Genomic DNA, 21,672 nt, shown 5'->3' with positions numbered 1-21,672 from the left:
GGCCGACCGCCAGGGTGGGTCCGCGTCGGCCATCTGACGCTCAGACGGTCTGCTCGTGGACCGTGCCCTCGGCGACGTGGAGCCGACGGGTGACCGACACGGCGTCGAGCATCCGCCGGTCGTGGGTGACGAGCAGCAGGGTGCCCGCGTAGTCGGCGAGGGCCTGCTCCAACTGGTCGATGGCGGGGAGGTCCAGGTGGTTGGTGGGCTCGTCGAGCACCAGGCAGTTGACGCCGACGGCCTGCAGCAACGCGAGACCGGCCCGGGTCCGCTCACCCGGGGACAGCGACGCCGCGGGCCGGGTCGCCTGGTCGGCACCGAGACCGAACTTGGCGAACAGGGTCCGCACCTGCCCGGCCGCCCATCCGGTGGCCTCCTCGGCGACGGAGACACAGGTCTGCTCGCCGCGGAAACGTTCGCGGGCCTGGTCGATCTCACCGAGGCGCACCCCGGAACCCAGCGACTGACCGCCGCTGTCGAGCGGGACGCGGCCCAGCAGCGCGCCGAGCAGCGTCGACTTGCCACCACCGTTCGGCCCGGTGATCACGATCCGGTCCGCCCAGGCGACGCTGAGGTCGACCGGTCCGAGGGTGAAACCGCCGCGGCGCACGGTGGCGGCGGTCAGCGTCGCGACGACGTCACCGGAGCGCGGCGCGGTGGCGATCGACATCCGCAGCTGCCATTCCTTACGCGGCTCCTCGACCGCCTCGAGCCGGCCGAGGCGGCTCTCGATCGAGCGGACCCTGGCGGCGCTCTTGGTCGCGGCCTCGATCCGCGCGCCGCGGGCGGCCCGGTCGCCGTCGGGCGCACGCCGCTTGGCCCGCACCGCCCCGCGCACCGACTGCTCACGCTGGCGCTGCGCCTGGGAGACCAGGTCGGAACGCTCGTCGGCGAAGTCCTCGTAGCGTTCACGGGCCTGCTGGCGGGCGAGCTCGCGGGCCTCCAGATAAGCAGACCAGCCACCGGCGAACAGGGCGAGGCTGTGCTGGTGCGGATCGATCTCGGCGACCGTGTCGATCGCCCGGTCGAGGAACTCCCGGTCGTGGCTGACGACGACGAGCGCCCCGGAGACCTGGCGGACGAACCGTTCGAGCCGGTCGAGACCGTCGAAGTCGAGGTCGTTGGTGGGCTCGTCCAGCAGGGTGATGTCGAACCGGGACAGCAGCACGCTGGCGAGCGACCCGCGGGCGGCCTGACCACCGGAGAGGGTCGTCGTCTCACTGTCGAGCGCGCCGGCGGGCAACCCGAGGTCGGCGCAGACCTCCTCGGCGCGGGCGTCCAGATCGGCGGCGCCCAGGGCGAGCCAGCGTTCGAGCGCCACGCTGTAACGGTCGTCCACACCGGGGCCGCCGCAGGCGAGGGCCTCGGCCGCGTCGTCCAGCTCCCGCTGGGCGGACGCGACCCCGGTGCGCCGATGCACGAAGGCGCGCAGGGTCTCCCCGGGCGACCGGTCGGGTTCCTGGGGCAGCAGGCCGACGCCGGCGCTCGGCGGCGCCAGGTCAAGACGGCCGGAGTCGAGGGGCACCAGGCCGGCGAGGGCGCGCAGCAACGTCGACTTGCCAACGCCGTTGGGCCCGACCACACCGAGACGATCGCCGGGCGCCACAGTGAGGGAGATCCCGTCCAGGACGGTTGCCCCACCGCGGGTGACGGTGAGGCCGGAGGCGATGAGCGTGGCGGACATCCCACGAGTCTCGCGTATGCCCGGACGGCGCTGCGGACGTACCCGCCCAGCACGGCCAGGCCCGCATCATGGCGGGCGGGCGCGGGTGTTCGGGCGCGGGGTGTTCGGGCGCGGGGTGTTCGGGCGCGGGGTGTTCGGGCGCGGGTGTTCAGGCGCGGGGGCGATCCCAGCCGGGGGGCAGGCTCGTCGGGGTCTGCCAGGACGGATCGGGTTGGAAGTCCGTCCAGGTGCCGTCGAAGGGGAAGGCCCCGGATTCGACCAGGCGCAGCAGGCGTTCGCCTTCGGCCCGCACCGCGTTCGGATCGCTCACCCAGTAGTGCTCGGGGAAGGCCAGGCGCTCGGCGAGTTCGTGTTCGTCCTTCCACTCCCAGGTGCGGGCGGGGGTGACCCACACGTCGAGGTCGTGGTCGGTGGTGTCGACGCCGACGAGGCCGTCGCGGCGCCAGGCGACCGCCGGCTCCTCCAGGTTGATGTACCAGCGGACGAAGCGGCCCTGCCAGTCCCAGAACCACCAGACCGAGTGGGCGCCCCGCGTCGGGATCAGCATGAAGATGTTCGGGCCGCGCCAGATCGAGGTCGTCATCACCGTCGGCTGGCGGACCCACTCGGCGAAGGGCATGTCCCGCAGGCCACGGCCGTCCGCGCTGAGTTCCACCGCCATCGGGCAGCCATGCGGAATCCACAGCCGCAGGCCACGCTCGTCGTGGTCGATGACATGCCCGGTACGGACGAAGACCAGCCGTTTGGTCGTGAACGACCGGTGCACGACGATCTCACCAGGCGTGTAGGGCGCGCCGGCGGGGGGCCCCCCCCCCCCCCGCGGGGGCCCCCGGGGCCGCCCCCCCCCCGGGGCGGGGGCGGGGCGCGCGGGGGGGTGCGGCGGGGGGACCGCCCGCCTGGGGCCCCCCCCCCCCCCCCCGGGGGGGGGGGGGGGGGGGGGGGGGGCCCCGCCGCCCGCCGACGTGGGCACCGGTACCGACGACGACACGGGGCCGGGTTCGTCGCGCGCGGGGCTGTCCGGCTTGGTCACGGCCTGACTGTACGACCAGCCGCGGCACGCGCCACCCCCCGGTCAGGGCGGGATGGCCACGAGAGGGCTCGGTGCGGGTGGCTCAGTGCGTGTGGTCGGGCTGGGCGGCCTCGGGGTGGGCGCGCAGCCAGGCCAGGCGGGCACGGGTGGTCTCGTCGACCGGGTTGTGGACGGTCAGCCGGATGCCGGGGCGACCGCTGAGATCGAGGTGGGTGGCGCGCAGACTGATGTCGCCGACGGCCGGGTAGCAGTACACCTTGTCGCACGGGCGGGGTGGGGCGACGTCGTGGGTGGCCCACAGCCGGGCGAACCGGTCGCTGGCCGCGCTCAGGCCCTGCACGAACTCCTGCCAGCCTGGCTCGCCCAGATGCTGGATGTGCCGGTAGCGCAGGATCGCGACGTACTCCGCGGCCTGCTCGTCCAGGTTGCGCATCGGATTGCAGCAGGACGGCGTGGTGAAGGCGAACCAGAGGGTGTTGCGGTGGGGTGGCGCGGTGGAGGCGATCATGGGGAGCAGACTGGCGTAGCCCTCGTTCCAGGCCAGGACGTCCGAACGGGCGTTGGTCACCGCCGCCGGCAGCGGATCCAGGGCGTCCAGAATGCCGCGGATCTCGGGTGGCAGATCGACCGTGTCGTCCCCGATGGACGGCGGTGGCGCCACATCGGCCAGGCGGAACAGGTGCGCGCGCTCGGCCGCGTCCAGCTGCAAAGTGCGGGCCACCGCGTCGAGGACCTGGCCGCTGACGTTGATCGGACGGCCCTGCTCCAGCCAGGTGTACCAGGTGACACCGACCCCGGCGAGCTGGGCGACCTCCTCCCGGCGCAGCCCGGGTGTCCGCCGGCGAGGGCCGGGCGGCATGCCCACGTCCCGTGGGGTGACCCGCGCACGCCGGCTCCGCAGGAACGCCGCGAGATCGTCCCGGCGCCGCGGCGCGTGCCGGGTCGCCGACGTGTGCCGGGGCGGCGGTGCGAGCCGGGGCGGCGTCGTTGTCATGCGTCCAGCGTCCCCTGTCAGTGGCACGGGTGCCAGGTGCTGCCACTACCAGTATCAACGGGCTCTCGTTACTGGTATCCGACGCCCAGCACGATGTGGACCATGCTCCGATTCGCCGCACCCACCGACTCCGTGCGGGCCCCTTCGGCCGCACCCACCTCGAACCGCGGTGATCCGCCGACGCCGGCGCCGCCCCCGGGCCGGCGGGCGTCCGCGGGGCTGGTGCTGGGGGTGGTGCTCGTCGGGCAGTTCATGGCGAACCTCGACGTCAGCATCGTCAACGTCGCGCTCCCGGTGTTGCGGACCGATCTGCGTGTCTCCGACGCCGGGCTCCAGCTGGTCGCCGCCGGGTACCTCATCAGCTACGCGGTGCTGCTGATCACCGGGGCTCGCCTCGGGGGCATCCTGGGGTACCGGCGGGCGTTCCTGGCCGGCCTCGCCGCGTTCACGCTCACGTCGGCGGCCTGCGGGTTCGCGCCGCGGGCGGGCTCGCTCATCGGGTTCCGGTTCGCCCAGGGGGCGAGTGCCGCGCTGATGACGCCGCAGGTGATGAGCATCATCCAGCGCACCCGCTCCGGCCCCGCGCGCAACCGGGCGCTCGGCTACTTCGCCGCGGTCATCGCCGGTGGGATCGTCGTCGGGCAGGCCGCCGGTGGCCTGCTGGTCGACGCGGACCTGTTCGGCAGCGGCTGGCGGGCGGTGTTCCTGGTCAACGTGCCGGTCGGGCTGCTGCTGCTGATCGTCGCCCCCCGGGCGCTGCCCGCGGACCGGGGGCATGGTGGGCCCGCGCTGGACCTTCCCGGGCTCGCCACGCTCAGCGCGGCGGTGCTGCTGTTCGTCCTGCCCCTGGTGCTCGGGCATGACCTGGGCTGGCCCGCGTGGACGTTCGCGTCGCTCGGCGCGTCCGTCGTGCTCGTCGGGGTGTTCGTCCTGGTGCAACGGCACGTCGCCGCGCGCGGTGGCCGCCCGTTGATCTCCCCGCGGGTGCTGCGCGCGCCGGGCCTGCCGGCGGCCGGTGTGGCGCTGCTGCTCGCCCCGTGCGCGTGGGGGGCGTTCCTGTTCACCACGACGCTGCACCTGCAAGGGGAGCTCGAGCTCAGTCCGCTGCGTTCGGGGCTCGCGTTCATCCCGTGCGTCGGGGCGTTCGCGCTGGTCAGTCTGAGTGTGCCGCGGCTTTCGGGGCGGCTTCGGCGGCCGGCGATCCCGGTCGGGCTGTCCTTCGCGGCGGTGTCCTACCTGTTCCTGGGGCCGACCGCGGGCGGCGGGGTGCCCTACGAGGTCGTCACCGCACTGGTCGGGCTCGGTCTCGGCGTGATACCGCTGATCATCTCGGTGGCGTTGGAACACGTGCCGGTCGAGGACGCCCCCGACGCCAGCGGGCTGCTGCTCACCCTGTTGCAGCTCGGGCAGGTCATCGGCCTCGCCACGGTCGGGACGCTGTTCCTCGCCCTCGCCGGCGACACCGGGGCGACCGGGCACGCCGAGTGGGGCGTCGGCTGGGCGCTGGCGGCACTCGCCCTGCTCGCCGCGGCCAGCGCGGCCTTGCTGGTGCGCGGTCCGCGACTGAACCGACGCTGAACATCCCCCGCCTAGGATGGTGACATGGCCGTGACAATCGGTTACGACCGCGTCCGGACAGGACGGGAACGGAGGAACAACTCATGATGGCGCAGTACGAAGCACCGGCTCTGCGTGCGCAGGGATCGTTCCAGGCCGTGACCCACGGATTCTTCATCGCCGGTTTCGGCGGCGGTGGCGGCTGGGGTTGGCGTCGCGGTTGGGGTGGCGGCGGCTGGGGTGGCGGCGGCTGGGGCGGTAACGGATGGGGCTGCGGTGGCGGCGGCTGGGGCGGCGGAGGCGGCTGGTAGACCGTCCACTGACTCCACTGACTCCACTGACTCCACGTAGCTTCTCGCATCGGGCCCGGGCGGGCCGGCAACGGCCACCCGGGCCCTCGCACGTCCACCGCGGACCGGGATGGCCCGCTCCGCGGGACGATCCGCATACTGGTAGACATCGGACGTGACGCCGGGCGCTGCGGCGGCGAGGGCGAGGACGGGAGCGGACGGGGACGGTGAGGGCGGATCTGCCAGCCGGTGTCGAGCCGCTCGACGACGGCGACCCGACCCAGGCCGGCCCCTACCTGCTGACCGGGCGCATCGGTGTCGGTGGGATGGGCAGCGTCTACTACGGTCAGGCGCCCAGCGGGGCACCGGTCGCGGTCAAGGTGATCCGGCGGGAGTACGCCCGCGAACCCGAGTTCCGCACCCGGTTCCTGCGTGAGGCGCAGGCGGCGCGCCGGGTCGCCCGTTTCTGCACCGCCGAGGTCCTCGACGTCGACACCGACCGGACCGAGCCCTATCTGGTCACCGAGTTCATCGACGGGCCGACGCTGACCGAACGGGTCCGCCGGGCCGGGCCGCTGCCCGCGGCCGAACTCGAGCGGGTCGGGGTGGCCGTGGCCGGGGCGCTGAGCGCCATCCACGGCGCGGGCCTGATCCACCGGGATCTCAAACCCGGCAACATCCTGCTGTCGTCATCCGGCGCCCGCGTGATCGACTTCGGGATCGCCCGGGCGCTGGAGGCCACCACCACCCTCACCCAGCGCGGTGTCCTCGGCACACCGGCGTACATGGCCCCCGAGCAGGCCCTCGGTGAACCGCTCACCCCCGCCGCGGACGTCTACGCCTGGGGTGCGGTGATGCTGTACGCCGCCACCGGACGGACCCCGCACGGCGAGGCCGTCACCCCCGTGCTGATGTACCGGATCGTGCACGACGAACCCGATCTGTCCGGGCTCACCCCGACGTTGCACGCCCTCGTCACGTGGACGATGAACCGGGATCCCGCGGCCCGCCCGAGCGCCACCGCCCTGCTGCTCCGGCTGACCGGAGCCACCCCGCACCCCGTCGTCGCGGCCGACGCGGCCCCTGCGCCCCCGACCGCCCCACCACCACCGACGGCAACACCGTGGTCCCCCCTCGCCAGGGCGGACCACGCGTCCATGCCTCGCCCGCTGGACGTCCCATCGGCGGACGCGCCGACGAGCCTGACCCCCGCGCCGGTGCTGCCCCCGCCCCCGGCCGTCGGGCCGACCGCTGCCGGGCCTACCGCTGCCGGGCCTACCGGTGCCGGGCCTACCGGTGCGGGGCCTACGGGCGCCGGGGCGACCCGTGCTGGTGGGGGGAGGCGTCCGTGGCTGCGGCCGGCGCTGGCGGCAGCGGTCGTCGTCGTGGTCGCCGCGGCCGGGGTGGGGCTCGCGGTCGGGCTGCGTGACGATCCACCGGCCAACGCCACTCCCCCGGTCTCGCCCACGCCGTCCGCGAGCGCGTCCGCGTCCGCTGGGCCATCCGCCGGATCGGTCACCCTGACCGACTACCGGGGGCGGGAGAGCACGCTCATCGTGGCGCGGCTGCGGCGTTCCGGGCTCACGGTGCGGACGGTGTCCGAACCGAGCGTGACCTCCGCGCGCGGCCGCGTTCTGGACACCACACCGCCGTCGGGGACCCGGGTGGCACCGGGCAGCGTCGTGGTGGTCAAGGTCGGCGACGGATCGCAGGCCGAGGCGCGTGGCTGGCGGGTGTTCCCGCGCTACGCCGACGGCGCCTCGATGAACGGGAGCCCGATCATCGTGGTCGACCCGGCCGGCACCGAACATCAGGTCGGCGTCGGCGACCATCCGTCGCTGTCCCCGGACGCGTCCCGGGTGATCTTCACCGGCACGGACGGCGAGATCGTGAGCGTCCGGGCATCCGACGGCGGCGACCCCCGCCAGATCACCGACGAACCCGACGGCTCGTCGGACTACGCCACCTTCTCCCCCGACGGGCGCACCATCGCCTACGCCCGCAACATCGGCGGCATCTTCCTCATCAACACCGACGGCAGCGGACGGCGCCGCATCAGCGCCCTCCGCGACGCCTTCGAACTGTCCTTCGCTCCGGACGGCGACCGGCTCGCCTACCGCTCCGGTCGCGACCAGGCGCTGCACGTCGTGCGCCGCGACGGCACCGACACCACGCTGGCCACCTCGCCCGTCGCCGGTGACGGCATCGCCGAACCCACCTGGTCACCGGACGGCAGGACGATCGCGTTCAGCACGGCGACCGGCGGCCTCTACCTGTACACCGTCGACGGCGGTGGGACCCGCGCCGTCGGGCCGCCCGGATCATGGCATCCCAGCTGGTCGCCCCAGGGCGGGCTGGTGTACGTCCAGGACACGTCGGCGGGACGTTTCTTCGCCGCCACCGGCCCCGTGCGCGTCCGCAACCCGGACGGGACCGGCGACAGTCTCCTCGACACCCACCCCGCCAGCGGACCTGTCCGCTGGGCCGCACCGACCGGCAGCTGACCTGACCGCGCGGCCGACCGACCCGGCCGTGGCGTGGCTGGCTGACCTGGCCGCGCGGCGGCGCAGGGCCGGCAGGGCGGCGGCCAGGGCGCCGAGGGCGAAGGCCGCGGTGTGGCCGATCCCGTCCACATCGCCGTAGACCAGGTCGAACATCATCGCCGGGGCGATGGCGCCCAGGGCGACAGCGCAGCTCAGCCGCAGCCGGCGGGACGTCGGCAGGACCGCGACGGCGGCGAGCGCGGTCGCGACGACATAGCTGGGACCGACATCCAGGATGTGCAACGCGCTGGAGGGCAGGTTGCCCGTCGCGACCCGCAGGCCGAGTATCCCCTCGGAGATCAGGGTGGCACCCGTGTGCCCGCCGAACACGACGGCGAACGCCGCCACGCTGCCCAGGGTCGCCTCCAGTCCCCCCACCGCGAGCGCCGCCAGCGCCAGCCACGGGATGACCGGACCCCCCGTCACCCACGGGATACTGCCGAACAGCACCCCCAGCGGATGATGCGCCAGCTGGTCGAGGCTGGTGCTGGTCGCCCACCACCACCGGTGGACGAGCTCCGGGGTCACATGCCGCAGGATCCGCGCGGTCAGCAGCGCGGTCATCAGCAGCGCCGTCACCGGGTAGGCGCGTGGCGCCCCGACCAGCCGGACCGCCACGCCCGCCGCCCGCCATCGACCCGCCGACACCTCCCGCACCGCCGACACCTCCGGCAGCGCCACCACCGCACCCGGTGACCGGGCCCCGGCGGGTGGTGTCATGTGCCGCCCGTGCTGCGCGGGCAGGGCACCAAGCGTGCGGAATCCGGCGATCGGCAGACAGCACACCATCTCGGACCTGCGCCACGGTCGTCTCACCAAGCACCCCCACCCCGGAGGACAGTCACCCGTCGGCAGGCGCCACCTGCCGCTGTCACACCGCCGCCCACGAGGACCGGCCATCCACCCGGGACCGCACCAACCGCGGGTACGCCTCCCGGCGACGGCGGTGGTCCCTGCCTGAACAGCGGTGCTCACTACACGGTGATGCTCACTGAGATGACGCTGCGCTGAGCACGGACATTCCCCGTTGAGCCGCGAGGCACTCCTCACGTCCCTACCCGCACTCCCCCGTTCACCCTCCGCGACCGTCCCTCGCGGTCTGGGCAACCCCTACCGCCCTGGTTTCCCCAGGAGTCCCCAGCCGTCCCCAGGTGTCCCAGGGGGCGGCCCGCGGGGTGATCAGGCGCGGGCGATGTGAGATGCCGGGTGACGAGCGGGGACCGAGGACGGACGGCGATCACCTACGGCGACCGAGACGGGGCTGGAGGTGTCGAGGGTCCAGGCGAGGCTTTCACGCAGGGCGGGGCGCCACACGGTGAAGTCGTGGCCGCCGGGGCGCAGGTGCAGCTCGACCCGGAAACCGGGGCGGGCACCGAGGGTGGCGGCGAGATAGCGGGTGTCGGAGTACGACTCGCGGTCACCGCGGCCACAGTCGAGCCAGACCCGCATCGGTGGGGACGCCGCCAGGTGCGCCGCGTACCCGGCGGGGGTGTTCGCCGCGACGACCTGGGCCAGGTCACGGCGGCGGCCGAACAGGCCGATCATGCCGCCGTCATGGGTGGGGCGGTCCATCCCGGACATATCGATGATCGTGGCGACCTGGTCGCGGTGGCGCAGGCCCAGGTTGAGGGCGCAGAATCCGCCGGCGGACATCCCGGCGAAGATCCGGTCGGCGCGGTCCGTGCGGGCGCGCAGGTCGGCGTCGACGGTGGGGATCACGTCCTCGACGACGTAGGTCTCGATGCGCTCGCCGGGGCGGTCGACGCATTCGGAGTCGTCCAGCCAGCCGTGGCTCAACCGCGGGGCGACCATGATCACCGGATGTCCGCTACCGGCGAGCCAGGAACCGGTCTGGGCGGCCCGGTCCGCCCGGAACCAGTCGACGGGCACTCCCGGTGATCCGTGCATGAGGTAGACGACGGGGAAGCGGGCGTGCGGCTCGGTGAAGTACTGCGGCGGCAGGTACACCAGGGCCTGCTGGGTGCCGAACCCGCTGTGCACGCCGGGTACGGACAACCCGATGACGGTGCCCTGCGGATGTCGGCGCACCGGCGCGGCGACCACCGCCTCCCGCGCGGACGCGGTGGGCCAGGAGTGCACACCGAGCGCATCGTCGAGTCGCGGCAGGTAGCTGTAGTGGGCGTTGACCAGGTCCGCGGCCATGGCCAACGTCAACGTGGCCGCCAAAGCGCCGGCCCCCGCGGCCAGCACCCGCCCCTCACGTGGACGCCGCCGCAGCCGACGGACGGCACAGCCGCAGCCCACCCAGGCCACAGCCGAAAGCGACCCGAGCGACAGCAGGAACCACCGCCCGATGATGACCAAAGACCCCACCGATCCACCCCCCTGCGCGTGCCGACCCCGCAGCGTCCGCCGCGCGGGTCAGGGGCCGCCTCCGGCCGACCGTGTCACTCCCGCTCCGTCCGGCGCGGTCGGGGACGCCACCGCGGCCAGACCAGGAACGCCTCGGCCTCGAGTATCGCCAGGGCGATCCGGGGCAGTTCCGCGCTCGCTGGATAGCAGACGAAACGGGGTGTCCACCGCGGGGCGAACTTGGCGTTGAAGCGGTACAGACTGTCGATCTGGAACCAGCGGGACATGAACATCAGCAGCCCACGCCAGCAGCGGATCACCGGGCCCGCACCGAGGCGCTCGCCGCGTTCGAGCGCGGACCGGAAGAACGCGAAGTTCAGCGAGACCCGGCGAACCCCCAGGTCGCCAGCCTGGCGCAGCGTGTTGACGATGAGGAACTCGTTCAGGCCGTTGTCGGCGTCCCGGTCGCGGATCATCGCGTCCAGGGAAAGCCCGTCGGCGCCCCACGGGACGAAGTGCAGCAGCGCCCGCAGCCGTGGTGGCGCACCGGTGGCGCCCGCCGCCGCGACGGACTCGCCCGCGCCGGCGACGGATACGCCAGTGACAGATGGGCCGGCGACGGATGCGCCGGTGTGGGCGGTCGACTCGTCCGCGCCGACGGCGGTGGCTTCGGGGACGCTGTCGTAGGCGAGCACGAGGACGCAGTCGCCGTCGGCGGGATCACCGATCCGGCCCAGCGCCATCGAGAAGCCACGTTCGGTCGCCGCGCCGCGCCAGGTCCTGGCCTGGGCCTCCACGGTGGCGATGGCCGCCGGGTCGAGGTCACGCACCCGGCGGACGCACACCGTGTACCCGGCCCGTTCCACCCGCTTGACGGCCTGGCGGACGTTGCGCATCGAGCGGCCCTCCAGCGAGAAGGCCGCGGTGTCGACGACGGCCTCGTCGCCGAACTCGAGCGCGGTCAGACCGGCCCGGGTCCAGGCGAGACCGGCGGGTTCGGAACAGCCGATGACGGCGGGGGTCCAGGCGTGGTCGGCGGCCTCGCGCAGGAACGCGCTGATCGCACCGGGCCAGGCCTCCCGGTCACCGAGCGGGTCGCCGCTGGCGAGCATGACGCCGTTGACCACCCGGTAGGCGACACATGCCTTGCCCGACGGCGACCAGATCACCGACTTGTCCGAACGCAGCACGAAGTAGCCGAGTGAGTCGGCGCTGCCGTACCGGGCGAGCAGGTCGCGTACCCGGGTCTCGTCGTCCTCGGTGAGCCGCGGCGCCGGGCAGGGCGGGCGAAGCGCCAGGTAGCCGGTGACACCGATGGTGACGACGCCGAGGGTGAGCAGCACCCGTTCGGCGAGGTCGGCGAAACGGTCGGAGCTGAAGTGCAGCGGGCCGGGGATACCGACCAGGCCCAGCAGGATCTGTTCGAGCTGCGCCGACCAGGAGTGCGCGCCGACGATCCGGTGCTCACGCAGGTGGAAGAGCAGAAAACCGCAGCAGATCGACAGCGCGGCCAGCGTGACCGCGGCGCCCAGCGCCCGCCATCGGGTGGACGGATCGCCCTTGGCCCGGAACTCGCCGCGGGCCAGCACCAGCATCGCCAGCAACCCCGCCGACACCGCGGCCTCGTCGTAGTCGAGGCCCTTGGCGACATGCAGGACGACACCGATGCCCAGCAGGCTCACCACCGCCCGCCACGCCCGCCTCTTGCGCCGACGCAGGCCGGCGGCGAGCAGCATGAGCAGCAGGCCGACCACGACCGTGAACGCCGCCGCCTGGCGGGACGCGGCCGCCGGCACCAGCGCCCGCAGATCGGCGAGCCTGGTGCGCCACTCGGGTGTGAGGGCGGAGACGACGTCGAGCAGCCCGACGACGAAGGTCAGCAGCGCCGCGACCCGCGGCACCCACGGCCGACCCCACGCCGGCAGACCCGGCGTCCACCGGGGACGCCCTCCGCCGCGTGGCCGCTGCGCGGTCCCCCGCTCCCGCTCGCCGCGACTGCCACCCGCCTGATCCGGACCAGCCGGATCACCCGGACCGGGTGAACGCCCCGAACCACCCGCACCGGCCGGACCACCCGGGGCGTCCCGGGTGCCACGTCCGCCGCCGGGATGGGGAACGGAACCGCCGCGGGCGGAGCCACGGCCACGGGCCCCGGGCGCGCCGACGAGGCGCCGACCCACGGCCGGACGGTCCGCGGCAGGACGCCGCGGACCGGTCGAGCCTGGGGTGCCCGCGATGCGGCCACCCCCACTGGACGTACTCATGCAGGCATCGTCCCCCCGACGGGTGACTGGGACAGCACGGGACCCGGGAGACGATAATCCCTTGCGCTCCAACCGCCCCGTAAACCACCCCGAACGAGGTGGCCGAGGGTCGAACCGACCGCATCGACCCGCCGGGCTTACCCCGCTGGCCCGGTCCGGGCCACCCCGCGGGATGGCGCGAACCGGGCCAGTCGAGGGCCAGACCAGCCGACGACGTCAGCCGAGGATGTCAGCCGACGTGCACGGGTGTGCCTTCGGCCGCGGTGGCCGTCTCCCGCCCGGCGTTGACCATCACGAACGTCACGACCGCGGCGATGGCGATCAGCACCGCGCTCCAGGTGAAGGCCGTCGTGTACCCCTCGATCTGGGACTGGGCGACGGCCTGACGGGAGTTGCCGTGATCGGCGAGGTAGCCGGAGACCGCCGTCGCGAACACCGTGTTGAGCAGCGCCGTGCCCAGCGAACCACCGACCTGCTGGGTGGTGTTGACCAGGGCGCTGGCCACCCCGGCGTCCTGCGGGTCGACCCCGATCAGCGCCACACTCGACAGCGGAACGAAGGAGAATCCCATCCCGAAGCTGATCAGCAGCACGGAGGGCAGCACGTGCGAGGCGTAGCCGGTGTCGAGGCCCACCCGCAGCAGCAACGCCATGCCGACCGCGGCGAGCACCGCACCTCCGCCGGCCAGCAGCCGCGGCCCGACCCGGGGCAGCAGTTGGCTCGCGACCCCGGCCGAGACGATGATCCCGCCGCTGAACGGCAGGAAGGCCAGGCCGGTCTTGAGCGCGCTGTAGCCCAGGGTCTGCTGGAAGTAGAAGGTGAGGAACAGGAACATCGCGAACAGGCCGGCGCCGGTGAACAGCGAGGCCAGGAACGACCCGCCGCGGTTACGTTCCAGCGCGACCCGCAGCGGCAGCAGCGGCGCGGAGGTCCGCATCTCGATCACGACGAACGCGACGAGCAGTGCGACCGCACCCGCGAGCAGCCCCAGCGTGCGGGCGTCGCTCCAGCCGTCGTCGGCGGCCACGGTGAAGCCGTAGACGAGCGCGACGAGCCCCGCGGTCACCGTCAGCGCGCCGGGCAGGTCGTAACTGGCCCTGCCCTCGGTGCGGCTCTCCCGCACGACCGGCGCGGCGGCGAGTGCGGTGACCAGCGCGATCGGTACGTTGACCAGCAGGCACCACCGCCACGAGGCGTACTCGGTGAGCAGACCACCGAGGATGAGGCCGATCGCCGCGCCACCGCCGGAGATCGCGCCGTACACGCCGAAGGCGCGGGCCCGCTCCTTGCTCTCGGTGAAGGTGACCGTGATCAGGGAGAGCGCGGCCGGTGCGAGCACCGCGGCGAACGCGCCCTGCAGCGCGCGGGCGGCGAACAGCAGCCCGGCGTTGGGCGCGAGACCACCCAGCGCCGAGGCGAGCGCGAACCCGATCAGACCCCAGATGAAGGCGCGCTTGCGGCCGACATAGTCGGCGATCCGGCCGCCGAGCAGCAGCAGACCGCCGAAGGCGAGGGTGTAGGCCGTCACCATCCACTGCCGGTTGGCGGTGGAGATGTGCAGCGCGTCCTGCGCGTGCGGCAGGGCGATGTTCACGATGGACGCGTCGAGCACGACCATGAGCTGCGCGACGGCGATGATCGACAGCGCCAGCCAGCGCCGTGGATCGGGAGCGTCGTCAGCCAGCGGCGCCGGATCATGATCTGTCCGGGCGGCGACGGTATCGGTCACGAGTGGGCTCCTAGCCACAACAATCGAATTGCCGGATGTTCACGTCGGATGGCCGCGCATGGGCATACCGGCGCAGAACCGCGCACGACGACATGGCCGTCGCGTACGGGTGGGACGGACCGAACCTGGCTGGACGGGCACCAACCGGGCTGGTCAGACCGGGCTGGCTTGCTGACTGGGCTTGCTGGGCTGGCTTGCTGGCGGCATGACAAAGGGGACGTCTGACCAGGAGGACGGAACACCGCCCAGTGACGTGACACGATCAGCGCCCGCCGCGGACCACGGCGCGCACCCGACCGACGTCGACCCGAGAACCGATCAGACGTTCGGACAGATAATAGCTCAGACGTTCGAGGCGGCTGACGCTCGGGCCGCCAGGCCCGCGATCAGCGGCATGGCGACGTCATCGACGACGTGCGTGACGAACCGCTCGTCGAGCGGGCCGACACCGAACATCTGCCGGGTCAGGATCATGGACAGAATCGCCTCCGCCAGCGGGACGGCGTCGAGATCGGCGGGGATCTCACCCCGTCTGGCCGCCAGCACAAGCGCGTTTCCACACAGTTCGGCCTTGTTACGCACCATGTGCTCCTGGATGACCTCGGCCAACCGCGGGGACTCGGAGGCCGCGCGCAGCACCCCCATGAGCAGCCCACCGCCGACGTCGACGATCGAGCGAGCCATCAGCCGGACGTCGACCATCAGGTCGTCGCGCAGACTTCCGGTGTCGGCGGCGACATGTTCGGCGGGCGCCCGACGACGCAGCGCCTCGACGACCATCGCGTCCTTGCAGCTCCAGCGCCGGTAGATCGTCGCCTTGCTGGCCCGGGCCCGGTTCGCGACGGCGACCATGCTCATCCGCTCGTAGCCGACCTCGACGAGCAGTTCCAGCGCCGCGTCGAGAATCGCCTGCTCGCGGGACTCATCTCGAGGACGGCCCCGGCCCGAACCCTCCGGAGGCGACACACATGCCTCCCTTCACATCCGCGCGCACCACGGTCACCGCTCGTTCACCACACCCACAGATCCCGCCAGGCGGGCCACAGCCAGGTCAGGGACCGTCGACCGCCAAACGAAACAGTACTGTGCCGTACTCATATTCAGACCCCCCGAAACGCCGTGACCCCTGCCACACCTGTGCGCGGACGCCGAGCCCGCGCCGCCTTCCCTCGCCAGAAAGGTCCCATCCGGATATTGTCTGTATCAGACATAAACAACAGAAGGCGAGGTGAGTACCGTGAGCCCGTTGGCGGAGATCGCCGTCATCACCGCCGTGTGCGTCGCGTCGGGGGCCCTGGGGAGTCTGCTGGGGCTGGGCGGTGGCACCTTCATCGTGCCGATCCTCACCCTCGCCTTCGGGCTGGACGTCCGGCTCGCGATCGGCGCCTCGGTGATCTCGGTCGTCGCCGGCAGCGCCGCCGCCTCACCCCGCTACCTGGACGAGGGCTTCGCGAACCTGCGTGTCGCGGTGACCCTCGAGGTCGCCACCGTCATCGGGGCGGTGATCGGGGCGCTGCTCGCCGGCCACCTCGGCACCCATGTCCTCTACACCATCTTCGGCGTGGTGCTCGCCTTCAGCGCGATCCAGATGCTGCGCACCCGCCGCGACGTGGCGACCGACGCGCTCGCGGTCCCCGGTGATCGCCTCGCCGATGTCCTCACCCTGCACGGCGACGTCGCGAACGGAAGCGAACGGCGTGCCTACCGGGTGACCAGAACCGCGACCGGCCTGACGATGATGACCGCCGCGGGCACGGTCAGCGGCCTGCTCGGCATCGGGTCGGGTGCGATGAAGGTGCCCGCGATGGACCTCGCGATGCGACTTCCCCTCAAGGTCTCGACCGCCACGAGCAGCCTCATGATCGGGGTGACCGGCGCCGCGAGCGCCGTCGTCTACCTGCAACGCGGGGACGTGGTGCCAGCCCTGGCCGGCGCGGTCGCGATCGGCACGGTGGTGGGCGCCCGACTCGGTTCCCGCCTGCTGTCCGTGGTGCCCGTCGCGACACTGCGCCTGGTCTTCCTCACGGTCCTGCTGGTGATCAGCGTCCAGATGCTGCTGCGGGGCCTGTCATGACCCGCCCGACCACCCCGCCCCTGGATCCGCCCGACCAGCCCACCACCTCCCCCGGACGGGCCACCACCTCCCCCAGGCAGACCATGGACGTCCCCGGACGGGCCACCGACGTTCCCGGACCGGTCGTGACGGAGCGCGGCCGTGAGGTCGGGGCTCGGCCGGTCGCATGGGTGCTGCGGGTCGGGGGGCTTCTCGGGGTGCTGCTGGTGACCGCCGGACTGGTCACGGCGTTCGGCCAGAACGGCGCGGCGTGGACCGGCCGTTCCCACGGCGACATCCTCGGCCCGGGTGCCGCGCTGCGGCTGTCAGACCTGGCTGGTGGGCTGCGCCACGCCCGGGCGGACGCGATCGTGCTGCTCGGGATGGTGGTGCTCGCCGCCACCCCGGCCGCCGGGGTCGCCGCCGCCGGCTGGTGCTGGCTTCGCGGACGTCAGCCGCGGCTGGCCGCGGTGGCCGCGCTCGTCCTGGTGCTCCTGCTGGTCGCGGGCGCCCTCGGCGCCGCCGACTGACTCCCCACGCCCCGCTCCCCTCTCCCCCGCTCCCCTTCCCCCGCTCCTCCCACTCTCCCCGCTCCGCTTCTCCGCTTCTCCGCTTCTCCGCTTCTCCGCTACCCACGGTCACGTTCAGCGCCGACTTTCGCCGGGCTCGCGGATGTGCAGGATGCACACGGGTCGTCGTGGGGGTGTTCGTGTCCGATTCGCCCCCAACGACAACCCGTTTGTGTGGATCTTGACCTGGGGGCGGTTGCAGGACGTGAGGGCGGCGGGGGTGGGGCGGGGTCGGCGGGCGCTGAGGACGTTCGGCCTGGCCATGTTCACCGTGCCGACCGGGAATGGCGGGCTTTGCTAGAGTCCGATCACTGTCCTGAGTGCCAGCGTCCAAGCCCCGGCTTGCTGGCCGGCAACCCTCCTCACGCAGCGGGGTGCCCCGGGTGACGACAGGGCCGCGGCGACCAGCCGATGGCAAGTGCAGACCCGACACGGGTTGTTCTCGGAGCAATGATGACCTCGATCATTTCTGCCGTGCCCACATCCACGCCCGCCCAGGCGGCGTTGCTCCCGGTGGAGGGGGCGGGGCTACAGGTGCCACTGGCCGGCGGCGGCCAGGTGGAGTACGCCAACCTTGACTACGCGGCGAGCGCGCCGTGCCTGGAAGCCGTGGCCGATCATGTTCGCCGGGTGCTGCCGTACTCGGCGAGTGTGCACCGCGGCGCGGGGTTCGCCTCGGCGGTGTGCACGTCGCTGTACGAGGGGGCACGCCACGACGTCGCGCGTTTCCTCGGTGCCCGCGGCGAGGACGCCGTCCTGTTCACCCGCAACACCACCGACGCGGTGAACCTGCTGGCCCATGCGGTGGCGTCCATCAGCACCGAGGGTGCGGGCGGTGCGGCGGCGCAGGTCGTGCTGTTCGACCTCGAGCATCACGCGAACCTGCTGCCCTGGCGGCGGGCCGGGGCGCGCTGCGTCACCGTCCGCGCGACGTTGGGCGAAAGCCTGGAGGCGCTGGACGCCGAGCTGCGGGCCGCGCCGGTGCGGCTGCTCTCGGTGACCGGGGCGTCCAATTTGACATCCTCCCCGGTCTGAAGACCGGGGATTCCTACCCTCGCGGGCAGGTTTTCCTGTTTCACTGACAGACGCCTCCCCACTCTAGGAGTGGGGTGGTCTCACTCCGTCTCCGCAGGCGATCACGGCGAGCCCCGCCGCGAGAACGTTCCGTGCCGCGTTCACATCCCGGTCGTGGACCGCACCACAAGCGCAGGCCCATTCCCGGATGTTCAGCGGCAGTTTCTCGACGAGCGTCCCGCAGGACGAGCAGGTCTTCGAGCTGGGATACCAGCGGTCCACCGCGACCACGTCGCGTCCGTACCAGCCGGCCTTGTATTCCAGCATGGTCCGCAGATCCCGCCAGCCCGCCTCCGCAATCGCACGGGCAAGACTGTGGTTGCGGACCATGTTCTGGACCGCCAGGTCCTCGATGACCACCGTTTGGTTCTCGCGGATGATCCTCGTGGACAGTTTGTGCAGATGATCCCGCCGCCGGTCGGCGATCCGACCGTGGATCCTCGCGACCTTCAGCCGGGCCTTCGCCCGGTTCGCGGAGCCCTTCTTCTTCCGGGACAGTTCCCGCTGCGCCCGGACCAGCCGGGCCCGGTCGGTCCGGGCGTGCCGCGGGTTGGCGATCTTCTCCCCGGTGGACAGCGTGACCAGCGACGTGATGCCCGCGTCCACCCCGACCTGCCCGTCCGCCGCCGGCAGCGCCTCGATCGGGCAGTCCACCAGGATCGACACGTGATACTGGCCCCGGCTGTTGCGGGACACCGTCACCCGCGACGGCACCGCGCCGTCCGGGAACGGACGGGACCAGACGATCCGCAGCGGCGCGGCCTGCTTCGCCAGCCTCAGCCGCCCGTCCCGGAACGTGAAGCAGTTCCGGAAGTAGGTCGCCGCATCGTTCGTCTTCCCCTTCCGCTTGAACGTCGGGTAGCCGGCCCGTTTTCCCCAAAAGTTCACGTAGGCGGTTTGGAGATTCCGTAGCGCGGCCTGTAGCGGGCCTTTCGACGGCTCAGCCAACCACAGAGTGTCCGGGTCCCGTTTCCACCCGGTGAGCATCAGATCGGTTTCCCCGTGGCTGATCCGCCGCTGTTCCTGGGACCACGCCCGGTGCCGTTCGGCAAGTGCCCGGTTGTAGACGTAGCGGACACAGCCGAATGTTTTCGCGAGGTTCTCCATCTGGCCGGGGGTCGGGTAGAAACGGTAGCGGTACGCCCGCTTCACCACCCGACTTCCCACACCTGACAGAACACACGATTCCCCGGTCATTCTGGCAGCCGAGTTGACGCGCTCACCCCGCCCTGAAGGACGGGGCCTGCGCGCTACTTTTCCCGGTCACCCGGCAGGCGACGGGCGCCGGACCGCAGGCGGCGTCAGACCGGCTCGTCCAAGACCGCGGCGTTCGAGCCGGTCGACGAGATCGCTCAGGTTCTCCGGGTCGCCGCCCCAGTCGACGGTGCGCACGGTCTCCGGACGAAACCAGGCGACGCCCTCGTCGCGGGACAGCCGGAAGGCGAGCATGCCGCAGGCGACGGCGCGGTACTCGGCGAACTGCGGCAGCTCGGTCGGGACCGCGTCACAGGCGAGGATCTCGGCCTGGGAACCGAGGGTGTCGAAGACGGCGCGGGCGATCCGGCGCGGCGGTACCTCGCCGACGGTGCGGTACTCGCCGTCCACGGCGATCACGGCGCCGGAGCAGCCGATCAGGTGGGTGAGGTTCAGGGCCGCGGTGGTCAGCTGGCCGGCGAGGGACACCCCTTCGCGCTGCGCGGCGGTGACGAGCTGGTCGAGCACCCGCCGGCTGGCCAACGACGCGGCGAGACGCTGCTGCTCCTCCCGCGCGACCAGGCGCAGCGAGAAAAGATGGCCGAGGAACTCCGCGGCCGCGCACACCTCGTAGCCGGGTTCATGCGCGCCGGAGTAATGGTGGCAGGCGATGAGCCCCCAGCCGTCCCTCGCGCAGCAACGAGATGGACATCGACGCGGTGACGCCCATGTTGCGCAGATATTCGAGGTGGATCGGCGAGACGCTGCGCAGCCAGGCGTCGCTGAGGTCGAGCGCCGCTCCCGTGGACGGATCCAGGGCGGGCACGACCGGCACCGGCTGATAGTCGACGTCGGGGATCAGCCGCAGCCAGGAACGCTCGTACAACGCCCGCGCCTGGACGGGAATGTCGCTGGCCGGATAGTGCAGGCCGCGAAAGCTGTTGAGCCGCTCGAGGCGGGCCTCGGCGACCACCTCGCCGTTCCACTCCGGGTCGAACCGGTAGACCATCACCCGGTCGAAGCCGGTCAGCCGCCGGACCTCCTCGACCACGACGTCGTAGAGCTCGGCGAGCGAGCGGGAGCCGTTGAGCCGCAGCACCGACTGCCGGGTACGGGCGTAGGTGCCGACGTAGGTCAGCGGACGCACGCCCTGAGCCGCCTGCAGTTCGCAGACGACGAGTTCGCCCACCCGGTGCAGCAGCGCGTCGTAGTGCCGCCAGTCGTCCCCGTCGCCGAGCAGGAGGTCCACCGGGCTCGCCTCGCGCAGGTCGAACGCGGTGCGCACCACATCCAGGATGGTCTTGGCCACGGCCGGCCCGGCGACCTCGCGCAGCGGACGGCCGAGCAGCTGGTCGGGCTCGCGCCCGAGTGCCTCCGCCACGTTCGCTGACACCCGCGCGACCGTGAGATCGTCGTCGGTGCGCACGGCGAGCAGCACGCCGTGCGGCTGCACGCTGCCCGGGATGTGGATCGGTTCCCGGTCGCAGTTCGTCAGGTCGACGGGCCCGTCGAACCATGGTTCCAGCGGCTCCTCGAACGGCCCGGCGACCGCCCCGGACGGATCGGCCTCGCGCGCGGACCCGGGCGCGCCGGTGACACGCGGGACGCCCCCGCTCATCGGGAGAACTCCACCTCGAGGGCGCCGAACAGCGCCTCGGCCGTATCCGCGCAGGCCGCGACGCGTGCTTCGTCCGCACCCGACCAGGCACGCAGGGCGTGGCGCAGCTGGCTCCAGCGCCGGCCGACCTCGTCGCCGTAGGAGCCGAAGAACGCTGTGGCCGCGGCCGGCACCTCGGTGGACGCGACCTGTTCGACGATGAACCGCCCGCCCAGCGTCGCCCCCTCGAAGACGTACAGCACGCCCATGGCCGCCGCGACATCGGGGACCGCGGGCACCTTCGGCCGTGGCAGTGCCGCGAGTGTGGCCTCGGCCACGCCGAGCACGGCGAGGTCACGGCGCAGCAGCGGCGTCTTACGCCGCGAAGGCCAGTCCGGCACGGGTGAACCGGGCACATCCAACATCGCGTCGAGACGCGGCTCGAGAAGATCGTAAAAGCCGTGCATCCGCATGAGGACGTCACGATAACGGCTGACTGAAAGGTCATGCCCGGTCAGTTGCAGGACACTTTCCAACCGGGTGTGCGCGGTGGCTGTACGCCTACGCAGAACGAACATCACATCGGCGGTATCAGGAACCGGTTCAGCACCGTCGCCCATACCTGCTCCCCACATCTGACTGCCCACCTGCCCGCTCTGCCGTGCTCAACCGGCCGTGCTCAACCGGCCGTGCTCAACAACAGCCGCCTCGGGGGACTACCAGCGGCATCCGAGACGCCGCGCTTTGTCGACATCCCGATCGCCAACAAGCATATTGATGT

Annotated in this window: 17 protein-coding genes, 1 pseudogene and 1 riboswitch; of the genes and pseudogenes, 6 read left to right on the top strand and 12 right to left on the bottom strand. The window is 72.4% G+C overall.

Annotated features, from left to right (window positions below; all coding sequences use genetic code 11):
• Positions 1 to 40 precede the first annotated feature (40 nt).
• From MXD61_RS27345 to MXD61_RS27335, 3 genes are all read right to left on the bottom strand, one after another.
• Positions 41 to 1,684, bottom strand: a complete 1,644-nt coding sequence (locus MXD61_RS27345) for an ABC-F family ATP-binding cassette domain-containing protein (protein ID WP_248816297.1) — start codon at positions 1,682 to 1,684, stop codon at positions 41 to 43.
• Positions 1,685 to 1,832: 148 nt separating this feature from the next.
• Complete coding sequence (locus tag MXD61_RS27340; RefSeq protein ID WP_248816296.1) at positions 1,833 to 2,450, bottom strand: DUF402 domain-containing protein; 618 nt, start codon at positions 2,448 to 2,450, stop codon at positions 1,833 to 1,835.
• A 346-nt stretch (positions 2,451 to 2,796) separates the two neighbouring features.
• A complete protein-coding gene (locus MXD61_RS27335) occupies positions 2,797 to 3,708 on the bottom strand; it encodes a helix-turn-helix transcriptional regulator (protein ID WP_248816295.1) in 912 nt (303 codons plus the stop codon).
• 102 nt (positions 3,709 to 3,810) lie between these two features.
• On the opposite strand from MXD61_RS27335, the gene MXD61_RS27330 reads away from it, so the two are divergent.
• The 3 genes and pseudogenes from MXD61_RS27330 to MXD61_RS27805 form a co-directional block, all read left to right on the top strand.
• Positions 3,811 to 5,286, top strand: coding sequence for an MFS transporter (locus MXD61_RS27330; RefSeq protein ID WP_248816294.1), 1,476 nt, complete (start codon positions 3,811 to 3,813; stop codon positions 5,284 to 5,286).
• Positions 5,287 to 5,369: 83 nt separating this feature from the next.
• Positions 5,370 to 5,576 carry a lasso RiPP family leader peptide-containing protein gene (locus MXD61_RS27325; RefSeq protein WP_248816293.1) on the top strand — a complete coding sequence of 69 codons (207 nt, stop codon included), beginning with the start codon at positions 5,370 to 5,372 and terminating at the stop codon, positions 5,574 to 5,576.
• A 206-nt stretch (positions 5,577 to 5,782) separates the two neighbouring features.
• Positions 5,783 to 7,243: pseudogene (locus MXD61_RS27805) on the top strand (serine/threonine-protein kinase); the annotation flags it as partial.
• Between the two features lie 633 nt (positions 7,244 to 7,876).
• On the opposite strand, the gene MXD61_RS27800 reads toward MXD61_RS27805, so the two are convergent.
• The 5 genes from MXD61_RS27800 to MXD61_RS27300 all read right to left on the bottom strand — a co-directional run bounded on the left by MXD61_RS27800 (position 7,877) and on the right by MXD61_RS27300 (position 15,370).
• Entirely contained in the window at positions 7,877 to 8,818 is a 942-nt protein-coding gene (locus MXD61_RS27800; RefSeq protein ID WP_251080706.1) for a rhomboid-like protein, read from the bottom strand.
• A 459-nt stretch (positions 8,819 to 9,277) separates the two neighbouring features.
• Positions 9,278 to 10,432, bottom strand: coding sequence for an esterase family protein (locus MXD61_RS27315; protein ID WP_248816291.1), 1,155 nt, complete (start codon positions 10,430 to 10,432; stop codon positions 9,278 to 9,280).
• A gap of 74 nt (positions 10,433 to 10,506) precedes the next feature.
• Positions 10,507 to 12,312 (bottom strand): phosphatidylglycerol lysyltransferase domain-containing protein, encoded by a 1,806-nt coding sequence (locus MXD61_RS27310; protein ID WP_248816312.1) that lies wholly within the window; start codon positions 12,310 to 12,312, stop codon positions 10,507 to 10,509.
• Between the two features lie 592 nt (positions 12,313 to 12,904).
• Positions 12,905 to 14,404 (bottom strand): MFS transporter, encoded by a 1,500-nt coding sequence (locus tag MXD61_RS27305; RefSeq protein ID WP_372512120.1) that lies wholly within the window; start codon positions 14,402 to 14,404, stop codon positions 12,905 to 12,907.
• 342 nt (positions 14,405 to 14,746) lie between these two features.
• Positions 14,747 to 15,370 (bottom strand): TetR/AcrR family transcriptional regulator, encoded by a 624-nt coding sequence (locus MXD61_RS27300; protein WP_163548847.1) that lies wholly within the window; start codon positions 15,368 to 15,370, stop codon positions 14,747 to 14,749.
• 271 nt (positions 15,371 to 15,641) lie between these two features.
• Between MXD61_RS27300 and MXD61_RS27295 the strand changes: the two genes are divergently transcribed.
• From MXD61_RS27295 to MXD61_RS27285, 3 genes are all read left to right on the top strand, one after another.
• Complete coding sequence (locus MXD61_RS27295) at positions 15,642 to 16,478, top strand: sulfite exporter TauE/SafE family protein (RefSeq protein ID WP_248816290.1); 837 nt, start codon at positions 15,642 to 15,644, stop codon at positions 16,476 to 16,478.
• Positions 16,475 to 16,987, top strand: coding sequence for a DUF1634 domain-containing protein (locus MXD61_RS27290; RefSeq protein WP_248816289.1), 513 nt, complete (start codon positions 16,475 to 16,477; stop codon positions 16,985 to 16,987). Before MXD61_RS27295 ends, MXD61_RS27290 begins: the two co-directional genes overlap by 4 nt.
• Before the next feature lie 351 nt (positions 16,988 to 17,338).
• Positions 17,339 to 17,453, top strand: a riboswitch (SAM riboswitch).
• 47 nt (positions 17,454 to 17,500) lie between these two features.
• Positions 17,501 to 18,061 carry an aminotransferase class V-fold PLP-dependent enzyme gene (locus MXD61_RS27285; protein WP_248816288.1) on the top strand — a complete coding sequence of 187 codons (561 nt, stop codon included), beginning with the start codon at positions 17,501 to 17,503 and terminating at the stop codon, positions 18,059 to 18,061.
• Between the two features lie 63 nt (positions 18,062 to 18,124).
• Here MXD61_RS27285 and MXD61_RS27280 read toward each other — a convergent pair whose 3' ends face one another.
• The 4 genes from MXD61_RS27280 to MXD61_RS27265 form a co-directional block, all read right to left on the bottom strand.
• On the bottom strand, positions 18,125 to 19,252 hold the full coding sequence (locus MXD61_RS27280) for an RNA-guided endonuclease InsQ/TnpB family protein (RefSeq protein ID WP_374629654.1): 1,128 nt from the start codon (positions 19,250 to 19,252) through the stop codon (positions 18,125 to 18,127).
• Positions 19,253 to 19,363: 111 nt separating this feature from the next.
• Positions 19,364 to 19,921, bottom strand: a complete 558-nt coding sequence (locus tag MXD61_RS27275) for a hypothetical protein (protein WP_248816286.1) — start codon at positions 19,919 to 19,921, stop codon at positions 19,364 to 19,366.
• Between the two features lie 13 nt (positions 19,922 to 19,934).
• Positions 19,935 to 20,912 carry a GAF domain-containing protein gene (locus tag MXD61_RS27270; RefSeq protein WP_248816285.1) on the bottom strand — a complete coding sequence of 326 codons (978 nt, stop codon included), beginning with the start codon at positions 20,910 to 20,912 and terminating at the stop codon, positions 19,935 to 19,937.
• Positions 20,909 to 21,511, bottom strand: a complete 603-nt coding sequence (locus MXD61_RS27265; RefSeq protein WP_175084767.1) for a biliverdin-producing heme oxygenase — start codon at positions 21,509 to 21,511, stop codon at positions 20,909 to 20,911. The genes MXD61_RS27270 and MXD61_RS27265 overlap by 4 nt, the downstream gene beginning before the upstream one ends.
• Between the last annotated feature and the right edge of the window lie 161 nt (positions 21,512 to 21,672).

Source organism: Frankia sp. AgPm24 (genome assembly GCF_023243055.1).
GTDB lineage: Bacteria > Actinomycetota > Actinomycetes > Frankiales > Frankiaceae > Frankia > Frankia umida.
This window is presented reverse-complemented; position numbering and strand designations above follow the sequence as displayed.

Coding starts and splice junctions, on each gene's coding strand:
- MXD61_RS27345 (WP_248816297.1), bottom strand. CDS start 1,684: ATGTCCGCCACGCTCATCGCCTCCGGCCTCACCGTCACCCGCGGTGGG.
- MXD61_RS27335 (WP_248816295.1), bottom strand. CDS start 3,708: ATGACAACGACGCCGCCCCGGCTCGCACCGCCGCCCCGGCACACGTCG.
- MXD61_RS27330 (WP_248816294.1), top strand. CDS start 3,811: ATGCTCCGATTCGCCGCACCCACCGACTCCGTGCGGGCCCCTTCGGCC.
- MXD61_RS27325 (WP_248816293.1), top strand. CDS start 5,370: ATGATGGCGCAGTACGAAGCACCGGCTCTGCGTGCGCAGGGATCGTTC.
- MXD61_RS27800 (WP_251080706.1), bottom strand. CDS start 8,818: ATGACACCACCCGCCGGGGCCCGGTCACCGGGTGCGGTGGTGGCGCTG.
- MXD61_RS27290 (WP_248816289.1), top strand. CDS start 16,475: ATGACCCGCCCGACCACCCCGCCCCTGGATCCGCCCGACCAGCCCACC.
- MXD61_RS27270 (WP_248816285.1), bottom strand. CDS start 20,912: ATGAGCGGGGGCGTCCCGCGTGTCACCGGCGCGCCCGGGTCCGCGCGC.
- MXD61_RS27265 (WP_175084767.1), bottom strand. CDS start 21,511: ATGGGCGACGGTGCTGAACCGGTTCCTGATACCGCCGATGTGATGTTC.